This is a genomic window from Nostoc sp. JL34 (genome assembly GCF_017114945.1).
Taxonomy (GTDB): Bacteria; Cyanobacteriota; Cyanobacteriia; order Cyanobacteriales; family Nostocaceae; genus Nostoc.
Genome location: NZ_JABXKQ010000118.1, coordinates 1 through 13,992, shown reverse-complemented (window position 1 = coordinate 13,992; position 13,992 = coordinate 1). Strand labels below are relative to the sequence as shown.

The window sequence follows — 13,992 nt, the reverse complement described above, 5'->3', positions numbered from 1 at the left end:
TCGGTAAAGATAGGAGGCCACAATTCAGTAACGGGCAATTCCCAACCGGGAAAAAGTTCTGGTATGGTTAAAATTTCGCCATTTTCTAAAACTGTAGGTTCGCCTATAGAGCGATAAATTGTAACTGTCTCTTCATCAGGGTCAATTAGAATACCGACGATCGCTCCTAGTTCTATAAATTTCAGAATTTTGGCTGCTATAAGTTTAATTTTATCGCTCTGAGATTTAATTTCTACCACCAAGTCAGGGACAAGTTCTCCAAAGTAACGAGGACTTTGGAGAAGTCGGGAAGCGCGAACAAAGGAAACATCGGGTGCTTTGAGGTTTGTATCTGGCATGATGAAACCGCCGGCAGAATCAAACACTCTTCCCCAGCGACGAGGATTTATCCAAGCAAAGAGAAAGGCGATGAGACGACTACTGATTTCGCTGGATACAATATCTGACGGGCCCATGATTGAAATTTTCCCATTTTCGAGTTCCAGCTGGTAATCTAAACCGGCTTCAGTAAAAGCGGTTTGAACTTGCTCTAAATCTCTGACTGTCATCATCGACATAAAAAGCTTTTTCCACTGAGATATACAACTCGATTTTAACAAGAGCCAAATTTCCAAAAAAATTAATCAGATGAGAGCAAAACAATATCACCTTCTTTAGCAGCATTCTGAAAAAACTCTACCAATTTTGGATATAGTTCAAACAAAGGCTCTATCTCCTCTTCGTCCCATCCTCCAGGGCTAGGATTTGGGTAAATTTCTGCTGCATTAAATACAGTAGAATTAAATCGCCTCTTCAATTCTTCAACAGAGATTTGACTTTGGACAAGTTTCAGTATTTATGTACTTTTATTTGTTCAAAGTCAAATCACTAAATACATTACATAAACAGAAAGCTAAGGGACTTTCAAATAAAAAAATGTACAACTATTTATTGTGGGGTGGGCGACACGATAGCCCGTAGTCGAAGGCGGGCAAGATGCCATTAGTGTCAACTTAAGGTTAAAACCCATTTGTCAACGATAGGTTTTGTTAGGAACGAAGTATAAAGGTGAACTTTTTTCTGACTTTTATACGCAAGCTGGGAGTGATGCTAATAAACAAAGCATTAATAGTCCCTGAAAAAGTTCGTTTTTTGTCCCTTTCAAACCAAATTGTTAAGCATAAATGCTTATTGATATAGGAAGTTTGAGCTTAACTTGACACCTATGGCAAGATGCCCACCCCACAAGATTGGATAATTTCTTTCTTGGAAGTCCCTAATCGCACTCTATTTTCCCAAATAAGCTTCCAAAACTTTGGGATTAGTTTGAATCTCTGCTGGTGTACCATCAGCCAAATTCTGCCCTTCGGCAAGTACCCAAACACGATCGCACAAGGACATAACCACATCCATGTTGTGTTCAATAATCAAAAAGGTCATGCCATCTTGACGATTCCAAGTGATAATGCGATCGCAAATATCATCAATCAGCCTGGGATTTACCCCGGCTGCGGGTTCATCCAACAAAATTAACTTGGGATTAGTCATCAGCGCCCGTCCCATTTCCAGCAGCTTGCGTTGTCCACCAGACAAGCAACCAGCATAATCGTGTGCTTTTTTTGCCAAACCCACCGATTCTAATAGGAACATTGCTCGTTCTTGGAGTTGCTTTTCTTCCTTAGCGACAACGTGCGGTTGCAATTGCACTTGCCAAAAATTTTCACCTGTTTGTTTTTGCGCCGCCAGCAGCATATTTTCTAACACCGACAACCGCGAGAGAGTTCGTGCAACCTGAAAAGTGCGGATTACTCCCTGCTGGGCGATTTGATATGGTTGCAAATTGTGAATCGGTTCGCCGTCAAAAATCACTCGTCCCTTATCTGGGCGAATGAAGTTTGAGAGTAAGTTAAATAAAGTAGTTTTACCAGCACCATTGGGGCCAATCAAGCCCGTAATGCTGCCTTTAGGAACTTCGATTTTCGCCTCATTAACTGCTTTGATACCACCAAAGCTTTTAGAAAGTCCAGTGGCTACCAAAAGTGGAAGTGGCGATGACTGGTTATTTACCAAGGGTGAGTTCCTCCTTTTTCCCTAAGATACCTTGAGGACGCCAAATCATCAGTACCATCAAAATTAGTCCGATTACCATGATGCGAAATGCACCTAAACGGGCTTCATCAAGGGGAACGATTCTGGGTAAGACTTCTCGCGTTAACGCATCGTAAGCAAAGAAAATTACCGCCCCTAAGATTGTGCCAACATTATTCCCAGAACCACCTAAGATCACCATAATCCAAGTGTCAAAAGTGATCTGTGGTTGGAAATTATCAGGATAAATGGCGCTGAGTTGCCAAGCGAAGAAAGCACCAGCGATACCTGCGATCGCACCCCCTAACATTAATGATTGTAATTTATACCAAAAGACATTTTTTCCCAGTGCCTTGGGAATTTCTTCATCTTCGCGGATGGCTTTGAGAATTCTACCCCAAGGCGATCGCACCAAAATTTCTAACCGCCAATATACAAATGCTAAAACCAGCAGCAACACCAGCATCAAACCCGCTTTTGGGTTGTAATTGTACAGTCCGATTACCCCAGAAATATAAATCGCTGCTGCCAAAACTGCTAATACAATTCCCACAGCCAAGCGCGACACAAATTCTTGTTTGCTAGTTGTCCTTTTGCCTAAATCAGTAGTCCGAGATATTTGGGTGGTACGAATCCATTGCCACAACGTAAAAAAAGTTACGGCAGCTAGTAGCGTTAACAACCCAATCATCACAAATTTGACAAACAAATTCGGCTCTGTGGATAGGGGTATGGGATAACTTTGCACACCAAATGCCCCAGAAATCCAGGTATCACCCACAGGTAATTCCTGATTGTTTACCACCAAACGAATTAATTCGCCCGTCCCGATGGTGACAATTCCCAGATAATCTTCCCGCAAGCGTAGAGTTGCAAAACCAATTATCAAACCCAACAAGGCGGCGACAATTGCTCCAGCCAGTGCCGATATCAGTAGGGGTACGCCCTTTAAGCTTAACAATACCGTTGTATATGCTCCCAGGGTCATGAAAGCAATATGACCAAAGTTAATTAACCCCGTAAAACCCCACTGTAAATTCAGTCCCAGACCGAATAAAGCAAAAAGTGCTGTAGAAATTGCTAAGAAAATTAGATAGTCAACCATATTAAATAGTTATTTGGGCATGGGGCATTGGGCAGGGTGCAAGGGAGAAAATGAATTACCTCTTTTCCCTTTGCTCCCTGCTCTTTTGACTTTTCACCGGATCTGGAAAAATCCTAACCTCCTAACTCCCTTCCCGACGCGGGAAGGGGGAAAATTTAAATGTCTCTAACACCAAGTGCTTCAAGTCGGCAGAGCCACCCAACGCAGTGGCTCCTCTTTTTAGGAGAGAGATTTTCCAGATACAGTGAAAAGTCAGCCTTGCGTTTCTTCTCTCTTCGCTGGGCGAATAAATTTTAGCGTAGCTTGAGCATAGTGCTACATTGCCGTTAAGCCTTGCCAATTTTTTGGGAATACTATTTATTGTTGGTGTTTGCTTGTAGGGAATAATTGACGTATGAATTTGCTACGACTTAGAATGCATCACTTAATCGAGCAGTTAGCCGATGAGGATTTGCAAAGCATTTGGGACGTTCTGGAAGCTTTACATTGTGACTTTTATATGCTCAAAGCCATACAACAAGTTAAGCGATCGCAGCAACCCTGGGATATCTTAACCCATGAAGAAGCGGTAAGACTGTTGATGTTTTTTTGATTCAGCAGCGCTTTCTTTTCTAGTGCCAGTGGCCCCTCAAGTTTTGGTTAAGGTAACGCCTAGTGAGTCTGGAAATGCGCTATGCCAGGTCTTTTTTATTAGACCTGAAGAATTTAGAACCTGCCGCCTACGAGCGGGTGCATGATTTTGTTTTTATTGAGTTAGCCCAAAAGTGGCAACTGACTGATTTAAAAGAACTGCGACAGCTTGATAGTGAAGGCATTTTTCACCGCTTCACCCTCGATAATTATCTCATTGGTATAGAAATCAGGGGTGAAATTGTGAAATTTCTGCGTGTCATCCCTATGCCAGATGTCTAAGGAGAGGAGTCAAGAGAACACTTAAAACTGTAAACTGTATAAGGCTAGGCAGGGATCGCTATAACCTTACATTAAACTGGTTTTTGAAAAACACTTTATTTGAGATTTCCCTATGGATGCTAGGGCACTTTGGCAACGATACCAAAACTGGTTATATTTCCACGAGGGATTAGGACTGTACTTAGACGTGAGTCGGATGCGGTTCGATGATGCCTTCGTGGAATCGTTGCAGCCGAAGTTTGACAAGGCGTTTGCGGATATGGCTCAACTAGAGAAGGGTGCGATCGCAAATCCTGATGAGAATCGCATGGTTGGACACTACTGGCTGCGAAATCCTGATTTAGCACCAGCTCCAGAACTTACACAAGAAATTGTCCAAACCCTAGAACAAATCGAAGCCTTTGCGGAAAAAGTCCAAACAGGTGCTATTCATCCTCCCAGAGCAAGCCGCTTCACGGATATTATTTCCATTGGCATTGGTGGTTCCGCCCTCGGCCCCCAATTCGTCGCGGAAGCCCTTGCTCCTGATTTCCCGCCCCTGAAACTTCACTTTATCGATAACAACGATCCCGCAGGTATCGATCGCGTTATCAATCATCTCCGAAATAGCCTCGCCAGCACTTTGGTATTGGTGATTTCCAAATCTGGGGGAACACCAGAACCTCGCAACGGCATGATTGAAGTTAAAAAAGCCTACGCTGGACACAATTTGGAATTTGCCCAATATGCGGTAGCTATTACCAGCGTTGATAGCAACCTCGATAAACTGGCCAAAGATGAAGGTTGGCTGGCCAGATTTCCCATGTATGACTGGGTAGGAGGACGCACCTCAGAAATGTCTGCTGTGGGGCTAGTACCAGCCGCATTGCAGGGCATTGATGTTCGCGCCATACTAGATGGTGCAAAAGAAATGGATGACGCTACCCGCGTTCCAGATGTGAAAAATAACCCAGCAGCCTTGCTTGCTTTATCTTGGTACTTTGCAGGCAATGGAAAGGGCGAAAAAGATATGGTTGTCCTACCTTACAAGGACAGCTTATTTTTATTCAGTCGCTATTTACAACAGCTGGTGATGGAATCCTTGGGCAAGGAAAAAGACTTAGACGGCAACGTTGTCCATCAAGGCATCGCCGTTTATGGCAACAAAGGCTCAACAGATCAACACGCTTATGTCCAGCAGTTACGCGAGGGTGTGGCGAATTTCTTTGCTACCTTCATCGAAGTGTTGGAAGATCGTCAAGGCCCATCCACTGAAATAGATCCGGGAGTTACATCAGGCGATTATCTTTCCGGTTTTCTTCAAGGAACCCGACAAGCGCTTTATGAAAATCACCGCGATTCGATTACAGTCACCATTCCCCAAGTTAATCCTCGAACTGTAGGGGCATTAATAGCTTTGTATGAACGCGCTGTTGGTTTATACGCTAGCTTGGTTAACGTCAACGCCTACCATCAACCAGGCGTAGAAGCTGGCAAAAAAGCTGCCGCCTCTATTCTCGATTTGCAAACACGAGTGGTAGCAGTGTTACAAAAAGAAAAAACTCCCCTTTCTCTTGAGGAACTAGCCGAGAAGGCAGGCGCATCAGAGCAAGTTGAGGCAATTTACAAGATTTTGCGTCATATCCATGCCAATCAACGAGGTGTGGTTTTACAAGGTGATCTTCAGAAACCTGGTAGTTTGACAGTTTCTGCTAGCTGATAGCTCTAGTCTAAATATCACATTTTGTCCATAATTGTTGTCTCAGCAACAATTTTTTTGTGAAGCATCTTAGATACGAAGATATATCTTCCGTCTAGGATGCTTCACTGTATAATTTGTAATTTGTAATTCGTAATTAAGTTTCATAACTCAATGCTGTTTCGTTAAGTATTGCTTTCTTTTTTTCCTTTGCCTAATTACGAATTATTTTAATTATGAGTTACCATGAGGCGCTGACTAAAGTAACTCTTGGGTAAGAAGCAGCGATCGGGTAAAAAAGGATTGTTGATATTTTGACATAAAAAAGTACCTGGTTTATCCCGATGACAGAATGGCGGTACGATTCCCCAATGTTCTGCCAGCCAAATCCAGTATCCTGTTTCAATTCTGCCGTAGCTGGATACTGTGAGAATCTCTCCAACGCTGTTGTTAATAGATACTAATTCGGAAGATGATTTGATTTCAATTAACAGCCAAGCTAACTCTTCTACAGAAAAGTAATAGCCGTTTTCGGCTGCTATGTTGACAAACTGCTGCGGATCTTTCGCTATTAACAATTCTTCTTTGAGAGATGGCGTTTTTTGTGCAAAATCAAAAAGATCCCAAATCTGTCTTCTGGTAATTAGAAACCAGGCAAGTTCTTCTGCGGTCAAATTGTAACCATTTTCTGTTGCTAACTTGAGAAATGGCTCAAGGCTATCGGTTTCTGCTAGTTGACTTTTCAATTGGAAAGTTTGCTCTACTATTGACAGAAAATCGATAATCTTTTGCCATGTAACTTTGTCAAAATTTTTGTTAACTTTTATTTTTTCTTTCCAATAATTGTATTTATCTTCTTTAAGAAAGAAATTCCAAATTTGATAATACATGGGTCATCTCGCCTAAGTTTTAAACTTGGTAGAGGATTTTTATTAATTAATACCAGTGTAGTAAGTATAATGTGTTTCTTCGACAGTAATAAATCTTCTATATTCTGTAAATGAAGCTACACGGTGGCTAAGTATAAAATTTATGTAAATCTTATTACTATAAATAAAATATACTGACTAAAAATCGAAGGATTGCGATACCTGCGGCAGGCTGCGCCTACACTCGTTATTGATTCTCATAAAATAAAACTAAGTCAATAGATAGTATTAATTATTAATGAATAAATCAACTGTAAAACAACCTAGACTTCAGTGATATATATTTTTAAACGAACCGCCTTTGCAGAGAAAGCAGAGGGAACAAAAGAGATATATTGTACTATATTCAGTCAATAAGTAAGTCGTGGAAAAAGTAAAAGCGATGCCTACGACAAGCTACGCCTACGCACTTCAGTTATTTTGAAACGAACCACCAAGGCGCAGAGAATGCAGAGGTAAGAAAAAAGATATATTTTGCTGTTTTCAGTTAATAAGTAAATCACGGAGAAAATAAAAGCGATCGCTATTCCAATCACTACCTTTAATCCGCCCCAAGTAGCCTGTTAAAGGTGAGGAAAGTTCTATCAGTAAATCGTGAACTACTTCATCATTTAGTCGGGGATTATGAGTAGCATTGTAATGAACACGAATTTCTGTAACAGTGAAACTCGGATGTATAGGTTTTGAAGTTTCGTTGTCTTGTTCAGAGAGTTCTTTAACTGCTGTGATTATCTGCGATCGCAGACTAATATCTGTATAAACTTGGTCAATATATTTTTCTACTTCCTCATCAGATTGACCTGCTTTTAAATATTCTTTTAGCTTAAATAAGTCTACTGAATTGCGATGGTTGCTTTGCAATTTGACTAATTTCTGAAGAGTTTCTGGTTTAATAATAGCCATACCTTGTATTTTTGCAGCGTCTTGTAGTTGGGTTGTTGGTTCACCAGGGCCAATAATTAATTTAGCAGCCTGATTAAAAAGGTCTGGTCGGCGTAGCATTCCCAAATTCAATAGTTGCACTGCGGTATCATTGGGAATCTTTCTACCTGCTTTGCATTCACCAAATAATGGGTATGGTTTGGAACAAAATAAATCTAAACCACCCGCACCGCCTTTGTGAGCATAGTCAATCGTAAATCCCAGAAGCTCTAGGCTATCACGCACTACATTTTCAAAATCTGTACCAGCTAGATAGTTAGTTTTTCTCTCCTCTAACTCGATACTGCGATCGCCTAATTTTGCAATATCATTTATCCAAGCTAAATTTGCATCGGTTTGCTTAATCAGCTTGTCACTACTCCAACCTAAGAATACCTTGATATCATCGTCTAATTGTTTAGCTGCTGGTTGGCTAATGGCTAGGGATGCGATCGCACTCTGCAATTCTTCCAATTCAGGATGCAGCGGGGGTTCTAGTTTTTCTAATTGGCGTTTGCGTTGGGCGAAGGTGCGATCGTTTAATACTGGGTTGGCTTCAGAAACATTCAGAGGTTGCGGTAATGCAAGAAACTGGCTACTTGATTTTATCGGGACTTCAATTGATTTAGGCAAGTGATATACTCGCAAATATGCCAAAAAAATATTTTGCCTTTGCTTTAGTATTTCCTTTAAAGCTTCTGTTGTCCAAATAGTTAGCTGTGATAAAGTAGCCAAAGTTCCAGCATTGTTAATAATTTGACACAGTTCACACTTAGCCCAAGCTTTAAGTAAGACTGTTTCATAAGCTAAAAGGGGTAGTTTTAACTGTTCCTCATCTGAAAGTAAACTCATTTGCTGAGATTGTATTAAAATGCCCTGACTATTTATTTGTGCAAGTTTACTTTGGGTAATAGGTAAGAAACTTAAGTGATAGTACTGTTCAACTGGTAGTAAATTAATTGAAGTATCTGCTGGTGAAAGGGCAAATTCTCGCCCCGGAGTAATAAATTTATTAGGCATTACTGCAATTATTCTCCCTTGCAACAACGCCTCAATTTCTAGTGCTGGTAAACGTAAAGCTGTATTAATCATTATTCCTGGAATAAATCATCTGAAGCAACACTTACTACATTTGCAACCTCTGTTAAGGTGATATTACCACTTTCATTTTCTTCATCAATTGCATCTTCAGGAACTTGTCCTGATGGATTGCTGAGAATTTCACCGATAAGATAATTATCAATTCCTATCCGCTTTTTGCGAATAAAATCAATAATTTGCTCTTCACTTAACTCATCATTCTCACGACCTTTCATGACAAAATGTAATGCCAAAAGTGGTTTTATGTCTTCAGTTTTTAATAATACCCATTCACCAGCTAATTCAGCTGATAAAAGCTCACTTAAATACTTTTGCGCTTTAGCAGCACCTTTATTAATTTGTTTAGAGCGAACTAAGCACCCACGGGTTAAATCAAATTTTCTGTAGTCGATTAATCGCTTCAATGTAGCTTGGACAAATAAGCCCCCAGACTCTTGCAGAACAGCTACGGCAATTTTGACATCTTTACCGTTTTCCTTGCCAACAATTTTAAAATCAAGATATCCTCTATCAACAGCTTTTACTTGAACATCGACAACTTTTTCAATTTGTACATTCTCTATAGTTTCACCAATGACTGCACTAAATCCTAATCGGAGTGCTTGAGCAAGAGTTGCTTTATCCTCCATGTAATCTTGTATGGTAGTTTCTAAAGCCGATATTTGTTGATTATAAGCAGGTTCTACAGGGTGTATATCTAAGCCTATTCCTCCGTTATCACCAGGAAGTTTAAAATTGTCAGCACACCATTTCAAAACTTTTCTAACTATTGGTCTTTCTTTACCTAATGCTCTTAGCTTTTGTTCATCAAATGGGTAAAGTTCATGAGGAGGTGTTAACCCATTTTCTTGATAAAATTCTTCCAGCCATCGAGAAACTAAATTAATAACATCATCAGAATTGAGATACTTCAGTTCAATAACTTGCTCTCCAATTCTATCTACAACCGAATCAGCATTTCCTAATCTTTTAACTTCATTAATCCACTGATCAGGAAAAATAGAAGTTAGTAAAACGCCACGCTTAATTTTGTCGTATAAGTCTTTAGCAAAAATGGCAGTTACTTGTCGTCCAGTATATCCTATTTCATTACAGTGGTCTGTTTCCATCTCATCAAAACAAACTACTATTGGTTTGTAATCACCAATTAAGTTGAGAATTTGCCGCACCGTAGTGAAAGATTCAGCCTCTTTATCATCTGCACTGACATTGGCTAAACCCATTGCATCAGCTTTGACTTGTGGTAAGCTATTACCGGCAAGCCATCTAATAGCAAAAATTTCATAAGCTGGATCAGGAGATAGTGTCCATAAAATCGCTGTGATAATATCAGGATTTTCGAGATCAGGCTTGATACCAAGCACCTTATCTCGTAAAACTTCAACCACCTTAGGATTTTTGGCCAATGCCCCAGGAAATTGATTTATTAGCTGTTGAGATGTATAGTTTTTGTTGAAAGCTTCATTAATTAAAGCTGTTGCTAAGTATTGCCATTGACTAACACCTTGACTACCTATTTGTTTAAGGCTATTGGCTAGAGTAGTTAAGAATTCTGCTTTAATACGGTTTAGGTTACTGCACTGACTCATGTAAACAAATAAAGCACTACCATCAACTTGCAATTGATGACGTATTCTGCTGATAACATGACTTTTTCCTAAACCTCTTTCTGCTGTAATTGTAATACCAACTACTTTCCTTTGTCCGCTACGAACTTTTTCAACTGCGTCATAAACAGCATCAGAAGCATGAGAATTTAAAGATGGTACATCAGGAAACCCTTGTCCCCAAACATTCTGATCTCTAACTACTAAGCGTCCCTGAAATGGGTTGTTTTTGCTGATAACATTAATTAAATCACTAGACATAGATTTAAACTAATTGTGTATGAGGGCTAGGAGAGAATTATCAAAAATTACAAAAATTGGTGGATTAGTTTAAACGTTTAGCATAGCAACGCAATCCACTGACTTCAGTCGTTACCGAATCTTCTAGTTTTCCTGGGTCATTGTCTGGTAAACTTCCACCTTGAAGTTGCAAAATATCCTTCTCCTGCATTTCCAACAGCCATTCATTGAAATCTTCACGAGTGATCTGATCGCCTATTTCTCTCCTGATACGATAAATTGGCACCAGATCATCTAGGTTATAGTTTTGGTTCAACTTGTCGTAGACATTCAGCGCCACTGACTTAAACTCGTCGTAAGATGCGATCGCACCCTTCCCCTTAACTGGTACATCTGCACTAGTTACCGCAACATCAATTTGACTAATCCACTTCACCAAGGCATTCGCTGCCCAAGTACCGACAATCGTCCCTTCAAACTTAAAATCGCCACTTCTCAAACCCTCACCCAATACCTCTAAACCCTTGCCAGATAACAGAGAATATCCCTTTTTGGAAATAGCGATCGCACCCTGCTTCTGTAATTCCTCGAATATGACCTGATAATCTGCTACCTTCTGGCTCTTGGATACAATTCTTTTGGTGAGTTGACCTTTCTTAACTTCCTGCTGCGTTCCTCCCAAATCCCATAAAGCCAAAAGGAGACGAGTTCTAGTTTGGACTGTATTTTTTGATATCATATTGAGTGTATTTTCTGACAAAAATTCTCATAGTAACTGTATATTTTTAATTTATTTACTCAGAAAAAATAACCGAGAAATTGCTGAATATTTCAGCGTTTTAGCTAAATAGATTCATAAAAAATCAACAATATATTTCCTTAGGATGAATGCAGTTTCTTCCAAAGGCGGGATGGAATACTTGAGAAAATGGATCATCATAACAATGAAACGCTGTAGCTGTGCAGTTGTAAATTGAGTGGTAAGACGTTTTTTCAATTCCAAGCGAAATAACAGGAATTCCAACTTTGTTTTTGCAACAGCAAGGCTTTTAGCAAATACAGGTGATAACGAAATCCAATGAACACAATATATAAAGAACGTAAAATAGTTTCGCGTCTATTTGCAGTGCTGCTCTCGGCATTGTTAATGGTACCCTTACTGAGTAGCTGCGGAGGCGGTTCCAAAAACGCTTCAGTTCCACCACCAGTGGATGATAGTATTGGTAGAACAGTGAGCGATCGCACAAACCAACCAGAAGCTAAGAAAGGATTGGGTACAGGGCAGAAAGTAGCGCTTTTGGCAGGAGCCGCTGGACTTTATTACCTCTACAACCAGCATAAAAATGCTTCACAAGAAGGAGCGCAAGGTAAATACTATCTTTCCAAAAACGGGCGTGTATACTACCGCGATGCTGAACATCGCGCTCACTGGGTAACGCCACCAGCAGAAGGAATTCGAGTCCCGGAATCTGAGGCACAAAAGTATCGGGAATTCCAAGGCTATAACCGGAGTACCACAGGTCGCGATCTAACTGGTATAACTTCATCCGCAGCTCCGGCACTTTAGATCAGCGAAGCGTGTGTAAATAAGCAAGCGGGTTTTCCGGAGGATAACGCCGATCGCGCACGTCGGAAACACCAACTTAAATCAGGAGACAGATTATGGTAGATGAATTTTTCCGAAAGGCGAAAGATTTACTCTTGGGATCGAACAGCGATAAAGCTGAAGATGCCGAATACCGCGATCGCAATGTACGTCCAGCCAGCGAAGATCCCTACGGCGATCCCGCAGATCCAGCATCTTACGGCAACGTCGCCCCAGCTAGTGAAGACCCCTACGGCGATCCCGCAGATATCTCCTCTTACGGCAACGTTCGCCCAGCTAGTGAAGACCCTTACGGCGACCCCGCAGACACAGGGGAGTTTGGTGACGTTCGCCCAGCTAGCGAAGATCCCTACGGCGACCCCGCAGATCAGGATTCCCGTCGTTAACGCGAAATCTAACCCCTCAATCCCCGTTTTTAAGGGGGGCAATCTCTCTCAAAATCCCCCTTTTTTTAAGGGGGATTTAGGAGAATCTAATTAGCTAAAATTTCATGCGATCGCTCAATATTTTGACGCACAAATTGAGCCGAAGTATGCAAAGCTTTTCTTTCTTCATCTGTAAGCGTCAATTCCAAAACGCTCTCAATTCCACCGCATCCCAATCGACAGGGAACACCAATCACAACATCTTCTAAACCGTATTCACCTTGCAGATACGCCGCCACAGGTAACAACCGCGACTGATTTAGCAAAATCGATTCTACCATCATACTAGTAGCCGATGCCGGAGCAAAAAAAGCACCTCCCGTCTGCATCAATTCCACAATTTCTGCGCCACCGTTCCGAGTTCTTTGTACTAGGCGTTCAATTGTGGCTGCATCCAGTAATTCAGTGATGGGAATGCCGTTAACGGTAGCATAACGAGACAACGGCACCATCAAATCGCCGTGACTACCCAAAACCATCGCTTTGACATCGGCAGGTAAAACGCCCAATTCTAGGGCAATGAAGGTTTCAAAACGGGCAGAGTCTAACACACCAGCCATACCCATAATGCGATCGCGTGGTAAACCTGTTGCTTGCCAAGCTAAATAAGTCATCACATCCAAGGGATTGGTGACGACAATAAAAATAGCATTGGGAGAATGAGCGATCGCATTTTTTGCCGCTTCCACGACAATTTTCGCATTGGTCTTCAGCAAATCATCCCGACTCATCCCTGGTTTGCGGGGTAGTCCGGCGGTAATCACCACAATTTGAGAACCAGATGTATCAGCATAATTATTTGTGCCGATAATCTGGCGATTATGTATTTCAATTCCCCTGGCTTCCATCAAATCCAGTGCCAAACCTTGGGGCATTCCCGCAATAATATCTAGTAAAACTACATCTGCCAGGTTTTTCTCCGCAATCCGTTGAGCTAAAGTACTGCCAACCCTACCCGCACCGACAATGGTGACACGGGGTAAATTGCACACAATTGGGGAGTTAGGCGAAGAAGACATAATTATTAAAGTGCGATCGCTACTATTTGAAGATTAGACTTCACTAGCGCCTATATAATAATCCTATTTGATTTGTGAGAATTGTAATCCGCAGATCCCCGACAACTTTTAAGAAGTCGGGGATCTTGTTTCTGCGCGTTTGATTCAGGATTGCAATAGAACTTACGCAAAGTTACAACATGTAGAGGAAATTCATGAATTGCCCCTACTTCATTGTGAGAACCTTTGATTATTTAAACTCTTCGAGTTGATCCACACGTAACCAAATATTAGGTGTTGGCACTTTTCCGAACTTAATCAGGGCGTAATCACCTTTGACATCTACAATTTCGCCCTTGGTTTCAAACAAATAAGAAGGAAAGCGAGTATCACTGGCTTTTGC

15 protein-coding genes are annotated in these 13,992 nt (G+C 41.1%); 5 read left to right on the top strand and 10 right to left on the bottom strand.

Annotated elements, in window-relative coordinates:
- The 4 genes from HWQ44_RS20995 to HWQ44_RS20980 form a co-directional block, all read right to left on the bottom strand.
- Positions 1–557: Uma2 family endonuclease (locus HWQ44_RS20995; protein ID WP_292722532.1), on the bottom strand; the 557-nt coding region annotated here is incomplete at its 3' end.
- Positions 558–619: 62 nt separating this feature from the next.
- A complete protein-coding gene (locus HWQ44_RS20990; protein ID WP_292722538.1) occupies positions 620–811 on the bottom strand; it encodes a DUF1877 family protein in 192 nt (63 codons plus the stop codon).
- A 455-nt stretch (positions 812–1,266) separates the two neighbouring features.
- Complete coding sequence (locus HWQ44_RS20985; RefSeq protein ID WP_292722529.1) at positions 1,267–2,049, bottom strand: ABC transporter ATP-binding protein; 783 nt, start codon at positions 2,047–2,049, stop codon at positions 1,267–1,269.
- A complete protein-coding gene (locus HWQ44_RS20980; RefSeq protein ID WP_292722526.1) occupies positions 2,039–3,172 on the bottom strand; it encodes a branched-chain amino acid ABC transporter permease in 1,134 nt (377 codons plus the stop codon). Before HWQ44_RS20980 ends, HWQ44_RS20985 begins: the two co-directional genes overlap by 11 nt.
- 394 nt (positions 3,173–3,566) lie before the next feature.
- Here HWQ44_RS20980 and HWQ44_RS20975 point away from each other — a divergent pair, with 394 nt between their 5' ends.
- From HWQ44_RS20975 to HWQ44_RS20965, 3 genes are all read left to right on the top strand, one after another.
- The gene (locus tag HWQ44_RS20975; RefSeq protein WP_292722524.1) at positions 3,567–3,764 is read left to right on the top strand and encodes a hypothetical protein; all 198 of its coding nucleotides are present in this window, start codon (positions 3,567–3,569) and stop codon (positions 3,762–3,764) included.
- 62 nt (positions 3,765–3,826) lie between these two features.
- Positions 3,827–4,084: a cytotoxic translational repressor of toxin-antitoxin stability system gene (locus HWQ44_RS20970; RefSeq protein WP_099102182.1), complete on the top strand. Its 258-nt coding sequence runs from the start codon at positions 3,827–3,829 to the stop codon at positions 4,082–4,084.
- Between the two features lie 112 nt (positions 4,085–4,196).
- Positions 4,197–5,783: a glucose-6-phosphate isomerase gene (locus HWQ44_RS20965; protein ID WP_292722519.1), complete on the top strand. Its 1,587-nt coding sequence runs from the start codon at positions 4,197–4,199 to the stop codon at positions 5,781–5,783.
- Positions 5,784–5,992: 209 nt separating this feature from the next.
- On the opposite strand, the gene HWQ44_RS20960 is transcribed toward HWQ44_RS20965, so the two are convergent.
- From HWQ44_RS20960 to HWQ44_RS20945, 4 genes are all read right to left on the bottom strand, one after another.
- A complete protein-coding gene (locus HWQ44_RS20960; RefSeq protein WP_292722517.1) occupies positions 5,993–6,652 on the bottom strand; it encodes a Nif11-like leader peptide family natural product precursor in 660 nt (219 codons plus the stop codon).
- 522 nt (positions 6,653–7,174) lie between these two features.
- Positions 7,175–8,704 (bottom strand): DUF1802 family protein, encoded by a 1,530-nt coding sequence (locus tag HWQ44_RS20955; protein ID WP_292722514.1) that lies wholly within the window; start codon positions 8,702–8,704, stop codon positions 7,175–7,177.
- Positions 8,704–10,581: a P-loop NTPase fold protein gene (locus tag HWQ44_RS20950; protein ID WP_292722511.1), complete on the bottom strand. Its 1,878-nt coding sequence runs from the start codon at positions 10,579–10,581 to the stop codon at positions 8,704–8,706. The genes HWQ44_RS20955 and HWQ44_RS20950 overlap by 1 nt, the downstream gene beginning before the upstream one ends.
- Positions 10,582–10,645: 64 nt before the next feature.
- Positions 10,646–11,299 (bottom strand): hypothetical protein, encoded by a 654-nt coding sequence (locus HWQ44_RS20945; RefSeq protein ID WP_292722508.1) that lies wholly within the window; start codon positions 11,297–11,299, stop codon positions 10,646–10,648.
- A 339-nt stretch (positions 11,300–11,638) separates the two neighbouring features.
- Here HWQ44_RS20945 and HWQ44_RS20940 point away from each other — a divergent pair, with 339 nt between their 5' ends.
- The gene (locus tag HWQ44_RS20940; RefSeq protein WP_292722506.1) at positions 11,639–12,127 is read left to right on the top strand and encodes a hypothetical protein; all 489 of its coding nucleotides are present in this window, start codon (positions 11,639–11,641) and stop codon (positions 12,125–12,127) included.
- A gap of 95 nt (positions 12,128–12,222) precedes the next feature.
- Complete coding sequence (locus HWQ44_RS20935; RefSeq protein ID WP_292722504.1) at positions 12,223–12,552, top strand: translation initiation factor; 330 nt, start codon at positions 12,223–12,225, stop codon at positions 12,550–12,552.
- An 86-nt stretch (positions 12,553–12,638) separates the two neighbouring features.
- Here HWQ44_RS20935 and mdh read toward each other — a convergent pair whose 3' ends face one another.
- Positions 12,639–13,610, bottom strand: a complete 972-nt coding sequence (mdh, locus tag HWQ44_RS20930) for a malate dehydrogenase (RefSeq protein ID WP_292722501.1) — start codon at positions 13,608–13,610, stop codon at positions 12,639–12,641.
- 229 nt (positions 13,611–13,839) lie between these two features.
- Positions 13,840–13,992, bottom strand: a 153-nt coding sequence (locus HWQ44_RS20925; protein ID WP_292722535.1) for an NAD(P)H-quinone oxidoreductase subunit O, incomplete at its 5' end; no start/stop codon positions are given.